Raw genomic sequence first — 23,521 nt, forward strand, 5'->3', positions numbered from 1 at the left:
GATCAACACGCGCGTGCAGCAAGGGCCGCTGCACGCTCACCGCCTGATCGGCCAGAATCCAGGAATGCGTTTATATCTCGCGTCATTCCGACTCGGGCCGCATCACGAACGGCTGCGCAGGCTCGCGGGCGGTGGTCGGCGAACCGCGCTCATTCCGAACGCCGTCGAGCACGTACCGACCGAGGATCGAATCGTCGGGCTGCGCCGTGACGTTGACGAGCTCGAGGCCACCGGGCTCGAGGTGACACTGCTCGACTTGAGGGAGCCTGGCGCGGTGGATCGGCTCGCCGACTTCGACATCGTCTGGGTTCGGGGCGGCAATGTCTTTGTGCTCAGACGAGCCTTGGCCGATACCGGTGCCGACTCCCGGCTGATCAATCTGTTGGAGCGAGATGTCGTGGTTTACGGCGGATACAGCGCGGGACCGTGCGTACTTGGCCCCGATCTCACTGCACTGCGACGCGTCGACGATCTCGATGCCGTTGCCGAGCCGATCACGGACGGGCTGGGTCTCCTCGATCGCCCGTTCGTCCCGCATGTCAGATCCCCCGCGCACCCAGAGTCTGCAGGCTGCGATGCCGTTGCCGCTGACTACCAGACCCGCGGACAGGCGCACTGGGCGTTGCGGGATGGTCAGGTGCTGATCATCGACGGCGACGAAATGACCCTGCTGTGACTCTGCGCCGATCGACAAGCACGCCTGTCACCGGATGTACGCGACCTAGGGTCCAACCACCCACATCAGCCATGCGGAGCTATCCGGACGATCGTGAGAGCCCGCGGTCCAGCAACGAGCCGAGGCCAGACCAGTCCGGCTCGTAACACGGGTCCAACTGGCGCCGCCAGCGACCGTACAACTCGACCGTGCGCTCCACGATGTTGGGACGAGGCAGAACCGCGACTCGGCGACGGAGCAGTGCCGAGACATCGTCACGAGGGCGTCGCGCTCCGACCCGAACCGATGCACGGTGGTTCCAGCGTCGCCGTCTCGAAGCCGCATGGCCAGCACCAGACACGACCGCATCAGCTCCAACGTGAGATGAAGCCCGATGAGATGGTCGCCCCGACCCATCTTCGCCGCCGCCACTGCAGCGACAAAGCGGATGTCGTTGTCGCTCGCTAACGGAGGCACCGCGACAACTCCGCCGTCCACCACCATGTCAAGACGCCGCCCGTCTCGGAGGACGATCCGCAGCACCTGACTCTCTGTGGAGCGAACGTCAGAGACAGCCCACGCGTCGAAGCCGGCCAACAGGTCAACCTGGCCGGGCCTCGTCAGCGTGATCATCACATCCAGATCGCTCCACCCGTCGGTGATGACAGCAGGGTCTGCGGCCGAGCCGACCAGCTCGACCTGTCCGATGCCCGTGAGGCGCAACGCCAACTCGTCGAACAGCTCAGCCTGCCAGCTCACGCCGAACATCGTCCCACCGGCCACCGAACCCGTCAGCCGACCGGTCCACGATCATCTCCACCGACACCTGAGCTCACGGCGAAATGCGCTCGACCGCCTCTGGCGTACGCACTCGCGGCCTACCACGGATACCGTTCAGGGCGCTCGCAGCATGAGCGGCTCCTCGCTTGCCCAGCGAACCTCGGATTGCGCCGCGACGTCGGCGATCGGCACCTGGATAGGCGCCTCGGTCAACGTCGCCTTTCTTGCGACCGATACTGGCTGGGCGTAACGCCATGCTGTCGTCGGAACTGCCGGTTGAAGTTGGAGAGGTTCGTATAGCCGACCCGGTCACAGACCGCGGCGATGGGCAGGTCGGTGTCCCTCAGTAGCTTGCACGCCTCTGCGAGGCGGAGCTTGCGGACGGTGTCGCTGAACGTCTGGCCGCTCGTGCGCTTGAAAGTGCGAGAGAACGCGGAGTCGGACATGCCGACCACGGCTGCGGTGGCACTGAGACTGAGGTCAGCGCGCAGGTGCTGGAGGATGAAGCCGAAGGCTCGGTCGATGATCTCCGCCCCGGCATGATTGTCCGTAGGCGGCAACCAGGCGTTGCCCAGTGTCCGATACTCGCTGCGGGGCGCGGAGGCCAGGACTGCCAGCAGGGCGAAGACGTGCTGCAGCCGTTTGGCCCCGGAGGTCTCGCCGATGGCCTCGACTTCCTCAGCGCCGGCGCGGGCCGTTGCACCGAGGAACTCGATCCCGCAGGCGGACCGCTTGAGCAGAGTGTTGACATCCACGAGTTCGGGCAGCACCACCTGGCACTGACGGATCCAGTCCGCGTGAAACTGGAACACCACATCCCGGTCCTCGATCACCTCTCCGGGTTGAAGGTCGCTGATCCAGTGGTGCGGCACATTCGAGCCGACCAGGACCAGTTGCCCAGCGACAAAGGTGTCGATGTGATCACCGACGATGTAGCGCCCGGTGCCGACCCGAATCAGGTGCACCTCGTACTCAGGGTGATAGTTCCACCGCGAGTACGGACTGGGCACGCCGTGCCGATGCCAGCGACCCGACAGCTCGGGATCGCTAGGAACCAGTTCGCGCGCGGCGGGGGTCGACGACAGACGATTGACTGCCGCGGCTGCCTTCTGTCGTTGCATGCTCACGCTTGACCTCTTCCACTGATTGGCAAGAAAGTACCAGGAGTGAGCATCGGACGTGCTATCTCGGAGCTGGTTTGCTGCCTAGTCTCATACCTATCCACCCGTCGGTACAGCGTCTCGAACGCCTTGCAGTCAAGGATGATCATGCAGAATCTCAGCGCCGTCCTCTCATCGGGCTCTCGCCTCACCATTGAGGATCGACCAGCTCCGGAGCCCGGTCACCGCGAAGTACTGGTACGAATCGGAGCGGTCGGGATCTGTGGATCAGACGTCCACTACTACGAGCACGGACGAATCGGCGACCACGTGGTGAAGGAGCCGATGGTGGTCGGACACGAGGCAGCCGGCACGATCGTTGCCCTCGGCAGGGACGTAGAAGGCCGGGCCGTGGGCGAGCGGGTCGCGCTCGAGCCTGGCGTCCCGTGTCGCAACTGCGTGCAGTGCCTGTCGGGGCGCTACAACCTCTGCCCCGACGTCGTGTTCTTCGCAACCCCGCCCGTCGACGGCGCGATCGCTCAACTGGTGACCATCGACGCCGCCTTCGCCCATCCGGTGCCCGATGGCTTGAGCCACGAACAGGCCGCGATGGCAGAACCGGTGTCGGTGGGCGTCTGGGCGGCGCGCCGGGCCGGGATCACCGCCGGGGATCGGGTGTTGGTGACCGGCGCTGGACCGATCGGGCTGTGGGCTGCGCAGGTTGCGCGGGCGTTCGGAGCGGTGGACGTGACTGTCACTGATCTGAGCGACTTCCGGCTGTTGGTTGCCCGCGATCTCGGCCTGGACGCGCGCCGCGTGGATGAACCGATGACCTCGGAGTACGACGTGCTGCTGGAATGCTCGGGTGTTCAGCCCGCCGTGACGTCCGGCATGGCCGCGCTCGCTCGAGGCGGCCGCATGGTGTTGATCGGGATGGGCACCGACAGGGTCAGCATCGATCTGCCGCTGTTGCAGAACCGCGAGATCACGATCACCGGCACATATCGGTACGCGAACACGTACCCGCTGGCGTTGAGCCTGCTTGCCTCGGGTGTCGTTCGGGTCGAGGAGATCATCACCCACCGCTTCGGAATCGAAGAGACGGAGGCCGCGCTCACCCTCGCGCGACGCGACCCGCAGTCGCTGAAAGCGATTGTCTGCCCGCAGGTGGCCGGCGCAGTCGTTGCCGGCACCGCACCCGTCGCCTTCTGAGCGATGGGTCCCGTGTCACTACCCTGCCAGCGGAGCTTCCGCATGCGCCTCGGCCTCGGCGACGTACCTGCGAGCGTCGAGGAGGTCCTGGTCGAGATCGGTGACCGACTGGACGACTACCAGCCGCGCCTGGCCACGCGCCGGGATGGGAGCCTCGTCTTGGGGCTGACAGTCGTTGCGGCCGACCTCTGGCTCGCTTTGCTGATCGCCATGTCCGCTGTCAGCGGCACGGGCTATCCACCGACCTGGGTCGAGGCCAAGCCAGCGCCGTGAAGGCACACTACGTGCCGTTGCCGTTCAAGGGCTGCATCGCCGCCGGCGAAGAACCCAACGCAAACCCGCTTGGCCATCCTGCGGGGTCGTCTTGCCGCTTCCGTTCGGGGCGTCGATGGCAGCGAGAGCACGCGACCCCGGGAGGAGCCGTCCCACAAGTTCGGCGACACCTTCGATCCCTGCCTCCATGTGGTCAGCATCGCTCAGGGCTGGAGCGGCGCCGGTCACCCCTTTAGGTTCGGCGTCGGGTGTCGCAAACTGGGCCGCCACATCTCGATGACGACCCCGCCCGCGTTGCCCACTGCAGGTGGATGCTGGAACCATGATCACGTGCCTTCTCTCGTGGTACCAGTAGTTGCGCCTGGCCAGTTGTCGGGCACTTCTCAACCGACGCTGCAGACGGGCTCGATCCTGCTACGCCCATGGACCGCGAAGGACGCTCGCGCGGTGGTGGCGGCATATCAGGAGCCGGAGATTCAACGCTGGCATGCCCGATCGATGACGCTCACTGAAGCGGAACAGTGGATTGTCGACGCTGGAATTGCCTGGGCTCAGGAGAGTGGTGTCAGCTGGGCCGTCGACCTCGAGGGGCAGCTGGCTGGGCGGATGACGCTCAAGTTCTATCTCGCGGACGCGGGAGCAGGTGTGGGGTACTGGACGCGCCAAGCAGCTCGGGGCCAGGGCGTCGCTTCCCAGGCTCTGCTCGTAGCGACTCAGTGGGCATTCGATCACGGAATTCACCGGGTCCAGCTCGAGCACTCAACACAGAACCCGGCATCGTGTCGAGTCGCAGCGAAGGCTCGGTTTGCCGGCGAGGGCATCCGTCGCAGCGCGGCGCTGCACGCCGACGGCTGGCACGATATGCACCTGCACGGCCGAGTCAACAAGATGCAGGCCGAGCTTGAAAGCGAGCGCTCTCCGGTGACTACTGCGCCAGGAGCCGACTGAGGTATCGGGCACGCGTCCCGTAGCTGGCGAAGCCCAGTCGCCGATAGAGGTCTTCGGCCGGGTTGTTCACGTTGACGCACAGCCACATCTCCCCCGCCCCCTCGGCCTGCAGCGACCGCAGACTCTCGGCCACCAGGTACGCGCCGAGCCCACGACCGCGCCAGGCCGGCACGACCCCGACCTGATCGAGCCAGGTGCCGAGCACGTTGACGAACGCGATCGGTACACGCTGCTCGTCCCGGATCAACAGCGACAGGTCCCGACGCCATTCGTCGTCATCGCGAAGCTCGGCCAGCCACTCTCCGGCATCGGGCTCGACGAAGCCCGGACGATCCTCGAAGGAGCGGCGGTAGGCATCGAACAGGTCCTGCTCGGCCACGCCCGACACGGGAGCAACCTGAACGCCGTCCGGAAGCGCGACGGCCGGTACGGTCTGCAGGTCGTGACGCATCACCGTCTCGGCAAAGGTTCGGAACAGGCCATGCCGGGCATACAGCGCGTCGGCGTCACGGGAGCAGGACTCGGTATCGACCCGCAGCGCAGCGTTACCCGCTTCCGCGATGGCCCAGCGCAGCAGTCGATCGCCGACTCCCTGTCGGCGCATCGACGGATGCACCATCCCCGTGGTGACCGCCTCGTCCCCGCCGAGGCTGATCCCCGCGGCCGCCACCAGCGTGCCGTCGGGGCCGTCGCAGCCGTCGGGAAGGCGGAGGCCGATGGCCCGGTCACGGAGCATCCGGGAATCCAGCATCGCCTCCCCGGCGAACATCGGAAGTCCCCCGTCACGCTCCAGGCACGCCCGAGCCAGGCGCTGGAGATCAGGTAGGTCGGCGGGGGTCAGCTCGGCAGGACTCAGCTCGACAGGGACCGGAGGTGTCACCCGCCCAGTCTCGCCGAGCCGAGCTGCTGCCGTCGTAAGGGTCACCCAGTAAACCCGACTCGTCCGATCAGTTCCGCACGCGCGAACTGTCCGTGGTACTCGAAAAGGAGATGACGACCTCGAGAAGGCGCACTTACATCCCAGATCTGCGAATCCACCTGTAACTGCGCCTTCTCGGTGAGCGTTGCTCACTGTCCTGGTGCTCGGTACGCGCGCACAATCACCGGGATCAGGACCAGAAGGAAGGCTGCGGCACCGATGAAGTTGGCTCGGAGACCGGTGAGGAACTGAGGCTGCAGGACCAGCACAGCTCCGAAGATCGCGACGCCGAGCGCCCCACCCAGCTGGCGGGCGGTGCTGAGCACCCCGCTGGCAGTGCCGGCCAGAGCACCGGGGATCTGGTCCATGATCATGGCGGTGACCGCCGGGACCGTGAAGGAGCCGCCGACGCCGATCGGGATCATGAGCATGGCAACGGCCAAGACCGGCGCGTCGGACGGGAGGAGAGTGAGGCCGAGCAGGCCCGCGGCCATGACGAGCAGACCTCCGACAACGGGAACGAGCTGGCCGTACCGGTTCATGGTTCTCGCGATGAACGGGTTCACGACGGCCACCACAACTGTCATCGGCAGGAACAGCAGTCCCGTGGCCAGCGGCTCGATGCCCCGCAGCTGTTGGAAGTAGAGGCTCTGGACGAACACCATGCCGTAGAAGGCCGCCATGTATCCGGCACCGACGAGCAGCGCGGCCGGCACGATCGGCGACTCGAACAGGACCGGCGGCACCATCGAGTGCCGACCACGTACCTGGGCGAGGACAAAGATCCCAGCACCGGCCAGCGCGAGTCCGAACATGGCCAGGATCCGCGGGGCGGTGTAGCCGAGGTCGGCGCCCTCGATGATGGCGTACGTCAACCCGCCGAGGGCGACCACCGCACTGAACTGCCCGACCCAGTCGAACGGGACCGCGCGGCGGGGCGAGGGCGGAACACGACGGAGCGCCGCGAACGCCACGCCGGCGACAGGAATGTTGATCAGGAAGATCAGCCGCCAGTCGAGCTGGGTGAAAGCGCCACCCACGACCGGCCCCGCCGCAGTGGCCACTGCCCCACCGAGCGCCCAGTAGGTGATGGCTCGGCTGCGGGCTACAGGGTCGACGAATGCTCCTCGGATCAAGGCGAGAGACGCCGGAGTGATCATGGCGGCACCTGCACCTTGGACGACCCGAGCCGCGACCAGGGCAGGCAGGTTCGGCGCCGCGGCACAGGCCGCCGAGGAGATCACGAAGATGGTCATGCCGACGCCGTACACGCGACGAGAGCCGGATCGGTCAGCGAGAGCACCGGCGAACAGCTGCAGCGAGGCGAACATCAAGGTGTAGCCGGTGAGCACCCACTGCAGTCCAGAGAGGCCGCCGCCCAGGGAGGTACGGATCTCTGGCAGCGCCACATTGACGATCTGAGCGTCCAGTGCGACGACGAAGAACCCGAGCACGGCCAGCATCAGCGCGGCCCGTTGCCCGGAATCGGACGGCTGAGCCTGAGCGCGGTAGGTAGACGACACAAAACCTCGAAGTCGGGGACGGCGGGCTCTCATTCAAGCAGCGCCCAATCAAGCAGCGCAGTCAAGCAGCGATGGCTGCTGCAGGAGTACGTTCGAGGCTGTGGGGACTCCGACGATCAGCGACCAGCGTCCACACCCCAGCCCTCCACAGCGATCGACCAACAATCGGCTGCCGCTGGTGATCGTCGGCTCGTTGCTGGCTGGGCTGGCGGTCGCTGCAGTGCTCGTGGTCGTCCCGATTCTGCCGGCCCAGGAGAACGTCCTCACCGGAGCGGCGCTGCTGGGATTCGCTCTCGGCTGGGCGTTGTTGGCGGTGCTGTCGGTTCGGTTGACCGACCAACCGCAGCGCTGGGCGGCGGTGCCGGCTACCTTCCTGGCAGTGTCAGGGATCGTGGCTATCGGCGGGTCCGATCCCGTCGAAGCAGTGTTCGCGTGGTTGTAGCCGCCAGCGCTGTTGGTGCTGGTGGTCTGGATGTTCCGGCGGATCGGTCGGCAGGTAGCCAGTCGAGGAGCTCGCTGGCTGCTGTACCCGATCACGATGGTGCTGGCGGTGGCCGCGATCGGCGGCGGCTACGAGACGGTCCGGGAGGCGCTGGACGCCCGTGCCTATCCCCCACCAGGCGAGTTGGTCGACATCGGCGGACATCGACTTCATCTGTCCTGCGTCGGCGCCGGCAGCCCGACCGTCATCCTGGAACCAGGTCTGGGTGCCTCGTCCGCCGATATGAGCTGGATCGCCCCGGTCGTCGCCCGTGACACCAGAGTCTGTGTGTACGACCGTGCCGGCCGCGGTTGGAGCGATCCGGTCGACGAACCCCAGGACGCCGACCATATCGCTGCGGACCTGCACACCTTGCTGACCGAGGCCCACGTCGATGGGCCGTACGTCTTGGCTGGTCACTCCTTCGGAGGCCTGTACGTCCGGGACTTCGCGGCCCAATTCCCCGATCAGGTCGCCGGGCTGGTGTTGCTGGACTCGACCGCGTCCAGGGTCAGGCCGTCCGCGGTGAACGCGCAAGCTCCCACCGTCGGCCGCGTCCTCACGGTCGTACCGGCCGTCGCGCATCTCGGGGTCGGGCGGATTATCGCCAGCTCCGACTATGAAAGCCTGCCGCCGGATATCCAAGCCGAGGCACGGGCGAACGCGTCGACCTCCCGACAACTGGCCAGCACGCTGCAGGAATATCGCGAGGGCGCCACCTCCGTACAGCAGGCGTCAGCGCTAACCGATCTCGGCGACAAGCCGTTGATCGTGCTGACCGCCGGCACCGGGCACAACCCGACCTGGCAATCCGCCCAGGACCGCTTGGCCACCCTGTCGACCAACGCTCTCCATCGGACCGCCGCCGACACCACCCACGTGTCGATGCTCCAGGACCAGGCCGACTCCGCCGCGGCAAGCCAGGCGGTCCGCGACGTCGTCGCCTCCGTACGCAGCGGCAAGCCGCTCCCCACTCGTTGAGCGTTGCGCCCTCCCCACGCAAGAAGAAGGAGCGCGAACGGGGTCGACACTCAGGGCTTCACGCAATCGGTGGCCGGGAACCGCTCCAAGTCACGCACCATCACGGCGGATTCGCGAGGGTTCGCGTCGGCGTAGTAGGAGTACGTGCGTTGCAGCGCATCCAGCACCAAGTCCTTGCCCTCCGTGTCGATGTGCCCGGTGAACAGGATCAGCGCGAAACCGGTGCCGATGATGAACCCGTCGACGTCGGGGCCGTTGCTTTGCGGATCGCCGAGGGCAGCAGCCGGGTCGTCTTGCTCGAACATCCAGCGCAACGTCGTACACGTCGTCAGCTCAGCGCGACGCGTACCCCAATACCAGAGCGTGTCCGAGCCCTCGTCGCTACCGAACGGCGCGAACTCCTCGACCTGGTCGGCATAAAGCGGGTCGGTGAAGTGGGCAACGAAGATCTTGTGCGGGGCTGGGAATTCAGCCTCTGGCGGATCCGCCGGAGGCGTCGGCTGGTCAGCAGCGTCCGACGGGATCGACACCGACGGCGCAGGCCCACCACCTGGCGCCGGAATACCCGGAATGAGCGTTCCAGGTGCGGCGCAGGAGGCAGCGAACAACACGATCACCGCAACGAGCGGCTTGAGACGTCCGAGCACCTGCGTAACGCTGCCATCGAGTCGCCCAACTCGCGGCAGTCCTGACTCATTCGTTATCCAAAGCGATCCATCTCTTGTGTCAGGGCGAGTCGAGAAGGAGATGGCGACCTCGAGAAGGCGCAGTTACAGGCAAAATCGGCCGTTTTGGGTGTAACTGCTCCTTCTCGGTGAGCCTGACTCACTGTCATTCTCGCGGAATCGCTACCGAGCCGAACTGGACTGCCGGAGGAATGGCCGGGATCCTGAGCTGGTGATCCTCGAAGGCCCACCTGGCTTGCCCGCCACTGCCTTACGGTGGGCAATCTCGATGGCCCCCGAGTCGGTGGTCGGCGTCGAGCCGGTGGGTGGCGGCATCACCCACACCAAATGGGGTCCTCGCCCTAGCCAGCGGAGAGCGGCTTGTCATGCGGTGGGCAGATCCAGCGAGGTGGGGCCAGGTCGGTCGCGAACATGTGAAGCGGGAGACTCTGGCCTGTCAGTTGCTCGTCGATTCTGGCCTGCCGGTGCCCGTACTGATCGGCAGTGACCCAGACGGGACCGTCGCCGGCGGCCCGGCGAACCTGTTGACCTGGCGTCCCGGCCACTCTCGGCTGGACCCGCTGAGTCCCTCCGCGGTCGACGCTCTCGCCCGTGCAGCGGTGGCCATCCACCAGCAACCGGTGCCGCGAAGCGACCGACCACCCGTCTTCACCTTCCGAGGACCGGGCGGTCCGCAGGTGCCCGAGTGGTCCAACCGGCCCGGGCTCTGGCGACGAGCCATCGGCATCTTCCACGCCGGTGTCCCGCCGACCCCGTACGGACTCCTGCACCGAGACTTCCACCTCGGCAACATTCTGTGGCAGAACGATCAGGTCTCCGGGCTCATCGACTGGGCCGAGACCTCGTGGGGACCGCCAGATCTCGACGTAGCGCACATGTGCTCCGACTTCGCGATGATGCACTCTCCCGCAGCCGCTGACGTCTTTCGGACCGCCTACCTGCGAGCGGGCGGCCAGCTTGATCCCGATCCCGACGCAGCCGCCTTCTGGACCGTCAGCGACATCCTGGGATTCCTTCCCGACCCCGCCCACATCCTCGCCGCGGTACAACCGGCCCGACCCGATCTGACCGCCCCACGGATCCGAGCTGGGCTGGAGAACCTCCTCGCGGTTGCCCTCGCGCCGGGGCGCCGCTCCTCCCCCATCACTTGATCCTCGCGCGCACGGTCACCGCGCCCTTGCAAGACCGACCCGTCGCAAGGACCTTCGGGATGCGAGCCCACTTGCTGACCGCCGGGCCGAAGTTGGCCACCGCTACGGTCGGTGTCGTGCGATTCCTTGAGGTGCGTCGGCACTCGCTGACCAAGAAGGGCCCGGCCCGGGAGATCGGATCCCTGTTATCCCGTGAAGGCGTGGCTCGCGCGCGCATCGGGCGATCTGCTCCCACCGGCCGGCTACGTGCTGACCGGACCTGATCGACGACACGTCGAGACCGCAATCGCGATGGGCTATCCCGTCGATGAAACGGTGTTATGGCCGTCGGGATATGTGAGCGGAGTCGTTGAGCATCACGATCAGTGGCGGTGGGAGTATCCGTTCCAGCGGTACGCCGAATTGCTTCTGTCTAGCCCAGAGCTGCACGGGGTTGCGCAGACGCACCTCAACCATTGGCTGCGTGCTCTCGATCAGATCGATGATGGCGCAACGGCTCTGGTGATCTCCTCAGGAGGGTCGATCGAGCCCGTCCTCGTCGCCGCACTGCCAGATTGCGACCATGCCGAGTGGGGTGCCGCCCTACACCAGCTCGAGGGCGCAACGCTGACCTTCGTCGGCGGCAAGTGCACCGCAGTGAGCATCCGCCGACCGCCAGTGCGCTAGATCGGTCATCTGGGACTCTCGTTGTAGGTTCGACCCGACCTGACGACCAACCAGATCCTCTGCTCAATGAGTCCCCTTGCACCGCAGCTGGTCCAAGGCCGACTCGATCCACCCAGCTGGATCACCGGCTACCGGTGCCATCATCAGCGAGTACCAAAGCACGAGGGGCCTCCACCAACTCATCTCGGTCGGGGTCAGCGGTCGGTGAGACTCGTAACCTTCGACAAGGCCTGCGTGCACCTCGCCGGGCACCGGACCCCAGTCGTGGAAACGGGTGCCGAGCAGGACCGCCGAGCGCGCCAACTCGACCACCCGGTGATCGACTCTGGCTTCCTCGAAGTCGATGACAGCAATGATGCTGGTCTCGTTCACCAAGATGTTGGCGGACCGATAGTCGCCGTGGACCAACTGCGTCGGCAGATTGCCCGGGACAGCCTCGGGAATCAGGCGACGCAGGCCGTCTAGAGCCGCCGTCGGGACGTGGTCAGGGGCGGAGTCAAGCCAGTCCGTGATCTGGGAGGACAGCGACCAGGGTCAATTCAAAGTTGATTCTGTTGTGACTGGTGTGACCTGGGCGTGATCGATCAGGTCGAGCAGTTGGCCGGTTTGGCGACCGAGGCTGCGGGTCGCGGCGGCGATGTTGGTGTGTTTCCCGCGGAGTCGGAGGAGTCCGATCGCAGTGTTGCGCAGGGTTGCCATCAGCTGGGGCAGGGTGCCGGTGCGCACGGTGGAGTGGTCCTCGTCGAAGGTGAGATCACGCACCCAATGCACCTTGTTCTCGATGCTCCAATGACCACGGACCAAGGTCGCGAGGTCGGCCGGGGCGATGTCTGACCAGCCGAGACTGGTGACCACATAGACGATCTCCTGCGTGGTCTCGCCGGTGGCGGTCTCGGTCCGGTTCCGCACGATCCGGCCGACGAGCCGGGCGTGCGGGAACCCGATCCCGGCCCGGACACCGGTCAGCTGCAGGGTACGGGACTCCCGTCGCCCATGCCCTTTCTCCACCACACGATGAGCGACCGGCACCTTGCTCCACGGGAGCCCGGCGAGCTGGTCGTACAAGGTGGGCTGGTTCCGTTTCACCACGAAGACGTACCGGCCGCCGTGCCGGTGCAGATAGTGGGCATGGCCACGTTGCGTGTGGAGAGCATCGGCGGTGACGATGACGCCGTTGAGGTTGATCCGGTCCAACACCGCCGCGAACGCGGCGATCTCATGATCTTTCCCGCCGGCGTTGACCTGCCCCAACGGCACCCCGGTGGCATGGTCGACGATCGAGAACAGATGCACCCTCGACCCATCCACACCGCGGGCGCCGCGGCAGGTCTTGCCATCCACCGCGACCGCCCGCCACCGCGACGAGACCGGTGTCAGCGTGGCCAGCCAGGCGTGCAGGACCGCGTCCACCACCTCCGGGTCGACCCGCAACAGCACCCGGCGGATCGTCGACAGGCTCGGCGGCCGCCGGGTGATCCCCAACCGTGGCCAATGCCAGGTGGGCAGATCCGCTGCCCATCCGGCGATCGAAGCCAGACTCCGTGATCCGCCGACCACCGCGGCCAACGCGACCACCAGCACGGTGGCCAGCTCATACCGGCGGCCCCGCCGGCCCCGCGGATCGGTGATGATCGACAACACCTCCCACACCTCGACCGGAACACCGTGACCGGGTTCGACCTGATGGGCGCGCAGCGCATCAGCGGCCGGGATGAGAGAAGATACGGGTGCGGGCACGGCAGGACTCCGATCGATCGGCAGTGGACGTCAAGCACCCACCACGATCCCGGTATCCACCGTGCCCGCCCGGCTTATACCTCACCCATGGCGTGTCAACCCGACACCACGCCGCAACCACGACTTTGAACAAGCCCTGGGACAGCGACGCGGTCGTGACAGCTATATCGGGAATCTGGCCCGGGTATTCCGCGAGAGCGTCATGCAGTTGGCCCAGGACCACGCCGGCTTCACTGACCTGATCAGGCTGGGTGATGTCGAGAAGTCCACCGTCGATCCGACGCTGCAGGCACAGCGAGACTCCGTCGAGCTCCACCTGAAAGTCACCCTCGAGCGTGGCGATCGGCAACGAGACTGGCAGGCCCTTCCTGGCCAGCCAGTCGGTGAGCCGGGCCAGCGCATCGAGGCGTGGAAACTGCGCCGTCGCTATCGACCACTTCAGGACCATGGGACCTGCTGGAGTCGCGACCCAAGCCAGCGCATTGTGATCGCTCATCACGATCCGCTCGCAAGCGTCCACGTTAAGGCCCCACCGCGCCTCCAGCGTGCTGGTCACCCAGCGCGCGACTGCGTCCGCGTCGTGGTGCCCGAAGCGGGTCGCGATCACCCCGTACGGGTCGCATGTCTCCCACAGCATCTGCAGCGTTGGCGTACGCGTCACGTCGCTAGTCCATCAGATGAGCCAGCCGGCACTCGTCGGCGAAACCTGGATCGGTCATGATCAACGTCCCGCCGAGACGAGCGGCCCCGGCCACAGGTTCCGTGGCAGCAGCTGGCTGACTGGTACGCATTCCTGCTCGCCGAGCACGACCATCGTCTCGTGTCCGGTCGGCGCGAGCTGGCTGATGAACTCGCGACACCAGCCGCACGGAGGCACCACATGTGCATCGTCACCACCTCGTGGACGCCATACGGCGACGACCTTGGCTGCCACATACTCGCCTGCCGTAGCCATCGCACCGAAAGCCATCTTCTCTGCGCAAATCTGAGCAGCACCCGCGGGAGTGAACAGGTTCACGCCTCGATAGATCCGTTCGTTGCTAGAGGCCACGGCGGCCGATACGTTGCCGAACTTCACGCCGTCATCTCGGCGCAGCGGATGCAGGGATTCCAGGGCAGCATCAATGAGTTCGCGATTGGTCACCATCGCCGAAACGGTAGTGCAGGTGCGCCCGGTTCAGGGACGGGCCCACCTCGACCAGTGACTGATAGGAATGGGCAATGAGTCAGGGACAGGCACTGGCCGCCGGCTTCTATCGCGACGTGGTAGCTGGTCTGGTGGACGTACCGCACGCGGCCGCCCTGGTCGGCGAAGGCTCGGAGGTCTTGGGTTTCGACGACGGCCAGTCGACCGATCATGCTTGGGGACCGCGGCTGCACGTCTTCGTCAAGGCCGATGTGGTTGAGGAGACCACTCGCCGCATCGATGACGGTCTGCCTGATATCTACCAGTCAGTGCCGGTCCGGTTCTACGCCTGGCAAGACCAGCGGGTACGTCACCACGTAGCGGTCACCACCGTTGAGGAATGGGTGCAGTCCGAGCTCGGCGGTCCCGCGCCCACCGGCAGCGCATCGTGGCTCGGTATGCCGCAGCAACGGCTACTCCAGGTGACCGCCGGGGTGGTGTTCCACGACGACAGAGGCGACCTCACCCGGGTACGACATCAGCTCACCTACTACCCGGATGACGTCTGGTGGTGGATGCAGGCCAGCCAGTGGCAGCTCATCGCGAGCGCGGAGGCTCTGCCCGGTCGGCTCGCCGGGGCCGGCGACTCCCGAGGCGCCCAGATGATCGCTGCCCTCCTCGTACGTCTTCTGATGGAGCTCACCTTCTTGCAGCGACGCCGGTACTGGCCCTACCTGAAATGGCTCAGCACAGCGTTCGCTCAACTCGAAGGGACCGAGCAACTCGGCCCATTGCTTGACCAGTTGATGGGCGCCCGGACTCCGCAAGACCGCGAGGCTGCGCTTGTCGCATCCCTGGTGATAGCAGCCGCTGAGCACAACCGCCTCGACTCGGAACAGCCACTCGATCCAACCTGCAAGCCGTTCGAGGTCGGCATCAACGATGCCCGCCGGCCATACCGAGTGCTCAATGCCGAACGGTTTGCACAGGCCTGTCTCCGCAAGGTCTCGGACTCAGAGCTGCGTCAGCTGGCCCCGGTCGGAGCCATCGACCAACTGACCCATTCCAGCGACCAACTGACCAACTTCAGCCGATGGCCTTCGTCCCTCGCGAGGGTCTACGACGATCTCCTCAAGCACTCGCAGCGCTGAAGACCCGCGATTTGGACCAAGGTCCGAGTCGGCGCGACACTGGCTCCCGGCCCAAGTGTGCGGTCGCTCACTGGTGCGCCAGGGTTGCTTCGTCGCAGGCGGTCTCAAGGAGTGGACGCAACGATACAAGTAACATTACCATATTCCCTTACAGGGTTGGGAATTAGGCGGCCCGCAGCGTGTCGTAGAAGACCTCCCGAGGGGTCTTCCAGCCCAGCACCTTGCGGGGCCGGTCGTTGATCTCGGCGGCCACGAAGGCCAGCTCCTCGGGGTCATGGACCGACAGATCGGTGCCCTTCGGGAAGTACTGACGCAGCAGCCCGTTGTGGTTCTCGTTGGTCGGTCGCTGCCACGGCGAGGCCGGGTCGCAGAAGAAGATCTTGACGTCGGCGTCGATGGCGAGCTGGGCATGGTTGGCCATCTCGATGCCCTGGTCCCAGGTCAGGGTCTGGGCCTTCAGCTGGTCGGGCAGCTGCTTGAGCTGGGCGGCGACCGCGGCCGCGACCGAGGCCGCGGTGTGATCGGTCGGCAGATGCGCCAACAGCATGAACCGGGACCGCCGCTCCACAATGGTCGCGATCGCCGAGCCGTTGTGCGCACCCAGGATCAGGTCGCCCTCCCAATGGCCCGGCACCGCCCGATCCTCCGCCGCCGGCGGCCGCTCACTGATCGAGACCCCACCACACCGCGGCGTCGCCTCGACCCTAGGCCGGCGAGGCTTCCGCAGCTGCCGGCCGGTCCGCAAACACTTGGTGAGCTCCCTAGCCAACGCCCCTTTGCCCTGAATATAGAGGCCTCGATACACCGTCTCGTGCGACACCCACATCTCCGCATCGTCGGGGAAGGCGACCTTCAGCCGGGCAGCGATCTGCTGCGGACTGTGCCGCTTCTTCAACCGAGTCTGCACCTCCGCCCGCAACCGCGGACACGACGCCAGCTTCGACGTCTTCGGCCGCCGCCGACCAGCCTCGGCCCGCGCATCAGCCTTCGCCGGGCAATAGTTCAACACCCGCGGCAGACGACCCCACCACGCGGCGTCTCCCGGCCGACCGGCTCGGCCCGCGGCCGCGTCGGCCGGACCTTGTACAAGTCCAGCTCCCGCGTCACCGTCGATGTCGACCGACCCAACCCACGAGCAATCTGGGCATAACTGTTCCCCAACTGCAAACCCGCGAAGATCTCGATCCGCTCCGGCAACGTCAGATAACGCGACGACTCAGACGGCTCGCTCAACGACATCGGAGGCATCCCGCCAGCCTCACGGAACCACCGCCGCCCCGCCGACGCCGACACGCCCGCACGAACCGCCGCCTCCTCCCGCGACAACCCAGCCCGGACACCCAACCAAAACACCCGACGAACAGCCCGACGAACCGGCAACCCACCAGTAGACATAAGCCCCTTCTCTCAAGACCTGGGGTTGCGTCGATCCTGTGAGCCCGCGCGAAATCAAGCAGCAACAGGGCACCAGTCGATGGAGCTGGTCGACGGTCGGGCGACATCCAGATCAGCAATCGCTCTGATCATCGCTGGCGGTGAACTCGACAGGAGCCTTGCCCGACACTCGAAGGCTGTATTCCCCGGAATCGCGGCTTGATGACACGACTGCGACATTCGGTCCTTCCGCGCTCACGGTGGAGTCCTTGGGCATCCTGAGCAGATATCCATCTGGAACGAGCACGACATCGAGTCGGCAGTTCACCTGCGTGGCGCTCACGCTCATCCAGTCAACGTCGCTTGCCGCAACGAACCGTCTGCCGGATAGGCAGTCGCCCGTGGCGCGCTGCGCAGCCTGGTCAATGGCGACCAGGCAAGCACTGGACTGCGTGCCGGCTATGAAACCTGGACCCCTGGGGTGGCGACTGCCAGACGGGCCGAATCGACAGGTGCCGTCCGCATCTGAGCAGCGGCCCATGCCGGTAGCAGATCCCGATCAGTCTTCGGCTGGTCAAGAACCGAGACTCTCACCGGTCGCCGCCAGTCATCGACAGCCTCGTGAACGAGGGCCTCGCGGTAGTTGACGGAGGAGCTGCAGCCGGCCGTTGAGCCAAGTCACGATTCAGCGCCGAAATGGACCCGGAAACGAACACCAGCGCCGCGGCGGCCAGCACGACGAGCATCGAGCGGGGCCTACCCCCGGTTCTTGGACACGGGGGTTGATTACGCAGCGGTTGGGAGCGTAGCGGCCCAGCGGGCCTCGTAGGTGGACGGGGACTGGTATCGGCACCAGGAGTGGCGCCGCTTGGTGTTGTAGCGGGTCAGCCACCTGAAGAGCTGCCGGCGGCAGATGAGCTCGTCGGGCCAGCAGGCGGCGTCTTGGAGGACCTCTCGTTTGAGGGTGGCGTTGAACGACTCCGCGAGCGCGTTGTCGGCCGACGTGCCCACGGCACCCATCGACTGGGTCACGCCGAGGCGCGCGCAGAGCTTGGCGTAGTCCTTCGAGGTGTAGACCGACCCGTGGTCGCTGTGGAAGATGGCCCCTGCCAGCCCACCTGAGCCGCCGCGGGTCGCAGCTGCTGCGGTGAGGGCGTCCTCGACGAGGCTGGTGCGCATGTGGTCCGCGACCGCCCAGCCGGCGAGCCGTCTGCTGTAGCAGTCGATGACGGTGGCCAGGTACAGGTTCGTCCCGTCGGCCAGCGGCAGGTAGGTGATGTCGCCGACATAGCGTCGCCCCGGCGCATCCGCGGTGAAGTCCCGCTTCAGCAGGTCGGGGATCAACTGATCCGACGGTTCGGGAATCGTGGTCCGCACACGGCGCTTCTTGACGTAGCCGGCTATCCCAGCCGCACGCATGACCCGCGCGACGCGTTTGTGGTTGACCCGCTCCCCGGCAGGGACACCGTCGTTGAGCTCCGCGGTCACCCGTGGCGCGCCGACGGTGTTGTCGGCCTCGTGGATCACCCGGATCCGTTCGGCCAACTCCGCATCCGCGGCAGCACGGTCGGTACGGGCTGGCGCTCCAGCCTTCCAGGCGTAGTAGGAGGAGCGCTCGATCTCGACGAGTGCACACAGTCGCTTCACCTCGAAGGTGGCGGAGTTGTCGGCGACGAACTGGAAGCGACTCACCAGCGCGTCTCCCCGGCGAAATACTTGGCCGCCCGCTGGAGGATCTCCCGCTCGGTGGTCAACTTCGTCGTCTCTGCCCGCAGGGCCGCGTTCTCTGTTTCGAGCCGCGCGATCCGCTGTTCCTGTGTCTCATCGACAGGCCCTGACGGAGGCGTCATCGGCGGCTTGGCGTGCAGTGGGCTGGAGGTCAGCGTCCCGTCGGCGGCGGTCTTCTTGCCGGTCCCGTACGCCTCGAGCCAGTGCCGCAGCGTGCCACGCACGATGCCCAGGTCCTCAGCAATGCCGCGGACCGTGGCCCCCGGTGTGGACTCATACAAGTCGACGGCCTGACGACGGAACTCCTCGGAGTAGTTCTTCCTGGCCATGATTCTCGGATCATCTCGCTCACTCCCTGCCCATCACGGGTGCGGGATTCGGCGTGTCCAAGAACTGGGGTCAGGCCCCAGCGGAGCAGTTGCCGTCGCTGTCGCGGGCTCAGTTCCGCAGGACCAGCCTCAAGGCGGTCAATGTCCGGATCAATGGCCACAAGTCCATTCTTGCCGACTCTCGGTCCAGTGCGATGAGCCACCTCAGCACTGCCCCGGGAGATCCGTGACAAACGCGTGGCTCAACGGCCTCCCATGCCGCGACACGCCGGACTGCGTCGATTGAGCCGCAGGTATGGCACAGATTCGGCATGGCTACAGATCTCGCGCCGAGGTCGCGGTCGGCACCGCCTACCGGCGACCAGTTCCATCGACCGGAGCCCTAGTCGTCCTCCAGGAGCTTGCCCATCACCTGACCGGTTGGCGACTGCTTACCCAGACGACGCCAGCCACGGCTGAGGTACAGGCGTACGGCTGCGCTGGTCGCGTCGTCATCGGTGCCGAGCAACGCGCGCTTGTGCGGCAGCCCGGCTAGGAGCAGGTCATGCAGCCTGCCGCCGACACCCTGCCCACGCACGCTGGGAAGCACCGCAAGCTCGACGAACTCGAAGTGCCCGCCAACCCACTCCTGCACCGCAGGGCCGAGCTTGTCGAGGATGAAGTCAGACCAGTACTGGCCCGGTTGCCCCGTGTAGCCCCAACTGAATCCGACCAGGCGGTCATCGTCGTAGGCAGTCGCCAAGCGGAAGTCCGCACGGGCCCGGTGCCGGTCCCACACCGTGTCTTGCCATACGGAGGCGTCGCCGACCCTCCCGAAGGTCTCGTTCCAAACGTGGAGAACGCCCTCCCGATGCTCGGCAGCCGCGTCGCTATTGTGGAGCGCAATGTGGACCATCGCCCCATTGTGGCGGCCGGTTCGGACGAGCCTCGCAGCGAGCACACCAGCGACCGTTGAAGCCTCTGGTCGCGGCGTTCCGCCTCCGTTGGTCCGGCCCGTTGACCCCCGGCTCGGGTACGAGGGTCAACGGACCGCGGATCGGTCAGCGGTGTCGTGATGACACCGATCGGTCGATCATCCGTCGATGCTGACCGCCTCACAGCCGACGGTCAGGTCCGGATCGGCGGCACTGCGGACACAGGTGTCGTTGCCGTCCTCGCCGGCGATCTGGTCTTTGGCGCCATCGGCGTTCGGGAGGGAGGTGAACAGGTTAAACACGTTCCCACCGAGGATGTCGTCACCGTCACCGCCGACAACGATGTCCTTGCCCTTGCCGCCGAAGATGAGATCATTCCCACCCCTGCCGAGCAGGTTGTTGTCGCCCTCGTTGCCGTTGAGGATGTCGTCGCCTTCGCCGCCCATGACGTTCTCGACACCCGTGAGGATGCTGTCGCCCTCGCCGCTCTCACCATTGTCCGCTGCCGTGGACGACAGGTTGACGAACACCGGGTTCGAGCGGGTGTTGTAGAGCACGATGTCGAGCTTGCCGGGGCCGCCGTCGAGCTGATCGGCACCGGATCCGCCGTCGAGATCGTCGGAGTCGCCGTCGCCACCGAACAGCTTGTCGTTCCCGTCGCCGCCGAACAGGTTGTCGTCACGGCCCGGCCCGCCCTCGAGAGTGTCGTCGCCGCCGCCGCCCTTCAGCGTGTCGGTATTGTCACCGCCCCGCAATACGTCGTTGCCGGTCGAGCCGTTGATCTCGTCGAGGCCGGGGCCGCCGTTCACCACGTCGTTCCCAGGGCCTGCATTGACGATCATCGGGATGGCCGCACCGGTCCCGTGGGCGATCAGATCGTCGCCGCTGAGGCCGAAGATACTGATCTTCTTCACCTGTCCGTTGACCAACGGCAGGTCGCACAAGGCCCGGGTCGGGTCGCCAACGACGGCGACACAGCCAGCCCCAACGCTGATGGGCTTGTCGGCGTCGAAATGGACCTTCGGAGCGCTTTCCGTGCCAGCCCGGGTGAAGACGATCTTGTCCGCACCATCGGTACCGACGAACTTGACCCCCACCGACGGCGAGGAACTGACCGTGGCGACCGCGGCCGCCTGAGCTGTCGACACCGGCAACATGGCCAAGGCGGCGGCCGTCGCTGCCACACCGGTAAGCAGACCACGTACCAGGGTCTGTGTCTGAAACTGCATGAGGGAGATCCCTTCGTGCTGGACAGCCCGGTTGGCTGTCGAGATGCACGTTGAGAGGCCGGTCTCTCCAAACGCGGACTCAGTAGTGCTACCGATGTTCGCCGCGGCCACTACGGAGCCCTGCGACTACAGGTATGGCTTTCGACAGTCGGCGCAGGGACGGGGCCCGCTCCCGGCGGTCGTCCTCCTGCTGTTCGCCAGCGCGCTGGCCCTGCCTAGTGCCGAGCCGGCCTGGCTGCGGATCATCGTGAACACGGCCGTCACCGCCGGCTTGAGCCTGACAGCCGCCGTGGGCATTGCTGTTCGCCCAGTCCAAGCGGCGTCTTCGAGAGACGGATCCTAGGGCTAACGGACTCGCCTGCAGAGGGCCCAGGCCGGCACCCCGAGCGGCGCATCGATCACCCTGGCGAGAACTGGTTCAACGAATCGGCCACTAGCTGAAGGTTCGTCACCGATGTCGGTGACGAGCCTTCACCTTGTCCTGGGCAGCATCGCTTTGCGCTCGGTGTCATCGACGGTGGAGCGTGGTGCTGCGGGTGAACGGCGCGAACCCGGCTCTCCGGTACGCGCGGTAGGGCGCCGGGTACGTCTCGGAGGGCCCAGTGTTAATGAAGACATCATGGCCGCCCAATCGGGAGACCCGTCGTGCGACCTCGGCGCACAAGGCGAGGGACAGGCCCCTTCGGCGGTAGGCCGGCACGACGCCAAGGGGCTCGATCTCTGCCCACCCGGTGGCGGGATCCAGCCAGCCGATGCAGCAGCCCGCGAGTGATCCGTCCGGAGCGACGGCGACAAGGTCGAGGCTGCTGTCGTACAGGCCCATGGATCGCACCCGGCGATAGGTCTCCACGGTGAACGAGCTGGTCCAGGATTCATCCATGTCCGGGCGATGGTCCGGGTGGAAGGGCAGGTCGGCCGGTCGCCAGGCGGAGCGATGCACAGCGACACGGTCGTCCTCCTCGTCGGGACGCATATGGCGAATGGTGAAGCCGCCCGGGGACTCGGCCATCAGCTGGTCGGCGCGGGCGTGGAGCCCCGGCTGGCCCATCCGGTAGTAGCCAAAAGGAGGAGACACCGGTTCGAGCCCGACGGCTTTCAAGTCGTCGACCGTGTCTTGGTCGAACGCGTCGACGGTGAGCTCTGGGCCATCGGCGGTGCCGATCAGCCACTCAATGAGGTCGGAACGCACGTCTGATCTCCCTGCCGCGACCTGCAGCGCCAGCGACCCCGGCTGAGTTACGCCGGCCCATCCCAGCAGTTCTCCATCGACACCGTCGACCAGGACGATCTTCTCCGCCAACTGATCAGTCGCCTGGGACCAGCCCAATCCACCCGGGTGCAGCCCGCCTGGCCAACACCGACTCGCCAGAGCCTGCATGGCCAAGGTGTCCGCGGCACCGGACCACGCTCGCAAACCAGAACTCACTCGACGATCGTTCATGACTGCGACCGGTTCCGCACCTCGTTTCCTGTCCGTCAGCGTTTCGACCTCATCGATCGGTGTGCAACGTCCTGTCGGCCCGGCAGTTCTACGAACGGCTCGGCTTCACCTCGGTGGGGAACTGGTCAACGAATCGACCACTAGCTGAAGGCTCGTCACCGATGTCGGTGACGAGCCTTCACCTTGTTCCTGATCTCCCGCCTCGACCCGCTCTGACAGCCGTCGGCCTGGCCGGACCCTCCACCGACTGCTCGGTCCAGCTAGGTTTGGTTCTTCTCATCTCGCCACCGCAGCCATTCCCGCACGGCCGAGAGGTCATAATCCGGCCCCGAGATCCCGACCGTGAACAACGTGGCGCCGAGCGCGTGCAGCTGGTCGGCAACGTCGACCGTGTGACGAGAGACGTCGGTCGAGATCTCGATCTCGGCCACATCGCGCCCCACCGCCTGCCCGTGATCGGCCAGCACGCCGAGCTTGCGCTCGAGAGTGGCTGCATCTCCGAAGCTGTGCCAGATATCAGCGTGCTTCGCCACGATTCGAAGGGTCTTCTTCTCACCGCCCCCACCGATCAGCACCGGGATCTTCCGGGTTGGTGGCGGGTTGAGCTGAGTCCAGCGCTGCTTGATGATCGGCAGGTTGTCGGCAAGGGAATCCAGCCGGCTGCCGGCGGTGCCGAACTCGTAGCCGTACTCGTCGTAGTCGCGCTGGAACCAACCCGAACCGATGGCGAAGATGAACCGTCCTCTCCCACCCTTGGCACTGATGTGGTCGATCGTGCGGGCCATGTCTGCCTGCAGGTTCGGGTTGCGGTAGCTGTTGCAGTTCACGAGCGCACCGATCTCGACCCGGCTCGTCTGTTCGGCAAGAGCGGCCAGCATGGTCCACGACTCGAAGTGCAGGCCGTCCGGCTCACCCGAGAGCGGGAAGAAGTGGTCCCAGTTGAACAGCGCGTCGACCCCCATTGCCTCCAGCTCTGCTGCGGTCTGGCGAATCTGCTCGTACGCCGCGTGCTGCGGCGCGATCTGGACTGCAAGGCGAACAGGCCTGCGAGGCGCGGACCGGGTCGTCGCCGCTGATGGTGTCGACGTCATGACCGCCAGGCTCCGGCGACAGCGTG

Annotated in this window: 24 protein-coding genes and 1 pseudogene; 9 read left to right on the forward strand and 16 right to left on the reverse strand. The window is 66.1% G+C overall.

The features are described from left to right. Positions 1–13 precede the first annotated feature (13 nt). The gene (locus MLP_RS19365) at positions 14–676 is read left to right on the forward strand and encodes a Type 1 glutamine amidotransferase-like domain-containing protein (RefSeq protein WP_013864862.1); all 663 of its coding nucleotides are present in this window, start codon (positions 14–16) and stop codon (positions 674–676) included. A 45-nt stretch (positions 677–721) separates the two neighbouring features. On the opposite strand, the gene MLP_RS19370 is transcribed toward MLP_RS19365, so the two are convergent. After that, positions 722–1,414: a hypothetical protein gene (locus MLP_RS19370; protein WP_156821223.1), complete on the reverse strand. Its 693-nt coding sequence runs from the start codon at positions 1,412–1,414 to the stop codon at positions 722–724. Positions 1,415–1,644: 230 nt separating this feature from the next. Beyond that, a complete protein-coding gene (locus MLP_RS19375) occupies positions 1,645–2,556 on the reverse strand; it encodes an AraC family transcriptional regulator (RefSeq protein WP_041790298.1) in 912 nt (303 codons plus the stop codon). A gap of 147 nt (positions 2,557–2,703) precedes the next feature. Between MLP_RS19375 and MLP_RS19380 the strand changes: the two genes are divergently transcribed. From MLP_RS19380 to MLP_RS27545, 3 genes are all read left to right on the forward strand, one after another. Beyond that, on the forward strand, positions 2,704–3,747 hold the full coding sequence (locus MLP_RS19380; RefSeq protein WP_013864865.1) for an NAD(P)-dependent alcohol dehydrogenase: 1,044 nt from the start codon (positions 2,704–2,706) through the stop codon (positions 3,745–3,747). Positions 3,748–3,789: 42 nt separating this feature from the next. Then, positions 3,790–4,020 carry a hypothetical protein gene (locus MLP_RS19385; RefSeq protein ID WP_013864866.1) on the forward strand — a complete coding sequence of 77 codons (231 nt, stop codon included), beginning with the start codon at positions 3,790–3,792 and terminating at the stop codon, positions 4,018–4,020. Positions 4,021–4,296: 276 nt separating this feature from the next. Next, on the forward strand, positions 4,297–4,968 hold the full coding sequence (locus MLP_RS27545; protein ID WP_231851345.1) for a GNAT family N-acetyltransferase: 672 nt from the start codon (positions 4,297–4,299) through the stop codon (positions 4,966–4,968). Here the strand turns inward: MLP_RS27545 and MLP_RS19395 are convergent. Together MLP_RS19395 and MLP_RS19400 are read right to left on the reverse strand one after the other, a co-directional pair. Further along, complete coding sequence (locus tag MLP_RS19395) at positions 4,946–5,848, reverse strand: GNAT family N-acetyltransferase (protein WP_197536449.1); 903 nt, start codon at positions 5,846–5,848, stop codon at positions 4,946–4,948. The two genes, MLP_RS27545 and MLP_RS19395, sit on opposite strands and share 23 nt — an antisense overlap. Positions 5,849–6,036: 188 nt before the next feature. Then, positions 6,037–7,410, reverse strand: a complete 1,374-nt coding sequence (locus MLP_RS19400; RefSeq protein ID WP_013864869.1) for an MFS transporter — start codon at positions 7,408–7,410, stop codon at positions 6,037–6,039. A gap of 100 nt (positions 7,411–7,510) precedes the next feature. On the opposite strand from MLP_RS19400, the gene MLP_RS26650 reads away from it, so the two are divergent. Together MLP_RS26650 and MLP_RS19405 are read left to right on the forward strand one after the other, a co-directional pair. Continuing rightward, positions 7,511–7,852, forward strand: coding sequence for a hypothetical protein (locus MLP_RS26650; protein WP_013864870.1), 342 nt, complete (start codon positions 7,511–7,513; stop codon positions 7,850–7,852). Positions 7,853–7,882: 30 nt separating this feature from the next. Continuing rightward, positions 7,883–8,872 (forward strand): alpha/beta fold hydrolase, encoded by a 990-nt coding sequence (locus tag MLP_RS19405; protein WP_156821226.1) that lies wholly within the window; start codon positions 7,883–7,885, stop codon positions 8,870–8,872. Positions 8,873–8,922: 50 nt separating this feature from the next. Here MLP_RS19405 and MLP_RS19410 read toward each other — a convergent pair whose 3' ends face one another. After that, positions 8,923–9,519: a hypothetical protein gene (locus MLP_RS19410; protein WP_013864872.1), complete on the reverse strand. Its 597-nt coding sequence runs from the start codon at positions 9,517–9,519 to the stop codon at positions 8,923–8,925. A 404-nt stretch (positions 9,520–9,923) separates the two neighbouring features. On the opposite strand from MLP_RS19410, the gene MLP_RS26655 reads away from it, so the two are divergent. Beyond that, positions 9,924–10,709, forward strand: coding sequence for an aminoglycoside phosphotransferase family protein (locus MLP_RS26655; RefSeq protein WP_049804600.1), 786 nt, complete (start codon positions 9,924–9,926; stop codon positions 10,707–10,709). 192 nt (positions 10,710–10,901) lie between these two features. Further along, a complete protein-coding gene (locus MLP_RS19420) occupies positions 10,902–11,375 on the forward strand; it encodes a hypothetical protein (RefSeq protein ID WP_013864874.1) in 474 nt (157 codons plus the stop codon). Between the two features lie 63 nt (positions 11,376–11,438). Here the strand turns inward: MLP_RS19420 and MLP_RS19425 are convergent, their stop codons facing one another. From MLP_RS19425 to MLP_RS19440, 4 genes are read right to left on the reverse strand one after another with little or no spacing between them, the layout of a single operon-like run. Further along, positions 11,439–11,900, reverse strand: coding sequence for a phosphotransferase enzyme family protein (locus tag MLP_RS19425; RefSeq protein WP_083843883.1), 462 nt, complete (start codon positions 11,898–11,900; stop codon positions 11,439–11,441). 9 nt (positions 11,901–11,909) lie between these two features. Then, entirely contained in the window at positions 11,910–13,112 is a 1,203-nt protein-coding gene (locus tag MLP_RS19430) for an ISAs1 family transposase (protein WP_013863144.1), read from the reverse strand. Next, on the reverse strand, positions 13,075–13,773 hold the full coding sequence (locus MLP_RS19435) for a protein kinase family protein (RefSeq protein WP_013864876.1): 699 nt from the start codon (positions 13,771–13,773) through the stop codon (positions 13,075–13,077). The genes MLP_RS19430 and MLP_RS19435 overlap by 38 nt, the downstream gene beginning before the upstream one ends. Before the next feature lie 60 nt (positions 13,774–13,833). After that, positions 13,834–14,259 (reverse strand): cytidine deaminase family protein, encoded by a 426-nt coding sequence (locus MLP_RS19440; protein WP_013864877.1) that lies wholly within the window; start codon positions 14,257–14,259, stop codon positions 13,834–13,836. A 74-nt stretch (positions 14,260–14,333) separates the two neighbouring features. Between MLP_RS19440 and MLP_RS19445 the strand changes: the two genes are divergently transcribed. Then, positions 14,334–15,389: a DUF4037 domain-containing protein gene (locus MLP_RS19445; RefSeq protein ID WP_013864878.1), complete on the forward strand. Its 1,056-nt coding sequence runs from the start codon at positions 14,334–14,336 to the stop codon at positions 15,387–15,389. 163 nt (positions 15,390–15,552) lie between these two features. Here MLP_RS19445 and MLP_RS19450 read toward each other — a convergent pair. The 7 genes and pseudogenes from MLP_RS19450 to MLP_RS19490 form a co-directional block, all read right to left on the reverse strand. Then, a pseudogene (locus MLP_RS19450) lies at positions 15,553–16,784 on the reverse strand (IS30 family transposase). Positions 16,785–16,896: 112 nt separating this feature from the next. Beyond that, complete coding sequence (locus MLP_RS28120) at positions 16,897–17,112, reverse strand: hypothetical protein (RefSeq protein ID WP_013864881.1); 216 nt, start codon at positions 17,110–17,112, stop codon at positions 16,897–16,899. Between the two features lie 437 nt (positions 17,113–17,549). Continuing rightward, a protein-coding gene (locus tag MLP_RS19460; RefSeq protein WP_156821080.1) for an IS3 family transposase occupies positions 17,550–18,820 on the reverse strand; the annotation gives its coding sequence in 2 pieces (ribosomal slippage) (positions 17,550–18,472 and positions 18,472–18,820; 1,272 coding nt in all). Between the two features lie 382 nt (positions 18,821–19,202). Further along, positions 19,203–19,715, reverse strand: a complete 513-nt coding sequence (locus MLP_RS26660) for a GNAT family N-acetyltransferase (RefSeq protein WP_049804601.1) — start codon at positions 19,713–19,715, stop codon at positions 19,203–19,205. A 177-nt stretch (positions 19,716–19,892) separates the two neighbouring features. After that, a complete protein-coding gene (locus MLP_RS28125) occupies positions 19,893–20,963 on the reverse strand; it encodes a calcium-binding protein (protein WP_013864885.1) in 1,071 nt (356 codons plus the stop codon). Positions 20,964–21,471: 508 nt separating this feature from the next. Further along, a complete protein-coding gene (locus tag MLP_RS19485) occupies positions 21,472–22,389 on the reverse strand; it encodes a GNAT family N-acetyltransferase (protein ID WP_013864887.1) in 918 nt (305 codons plus the stop codon). 275 nt (positions 22,390–22,664) lie between these two features. Beyond that, positions 22,665–23,495, reverse strand: coding sequence for an LLM class F420-dependent oxidoreductase (locus MLP_RS19490; RefSeq protein WP_013864888.1), 831 nt, complete (start codon positions 23,493–23,495; stop codon positions 22,665–22,667). Positions 23,496–23,521: the final 26 nt, after the last annotated feature.

Source organism: Microlunatus phosphovorus NM-1 (assembly GCF_000270245.1).
Lineage (GTDB): Bacteria > Actinomycetota > Actinomycetes > Propionibacteriales > Propionibacteriaceae > Microlunatus > Microlunatus phosphovorus.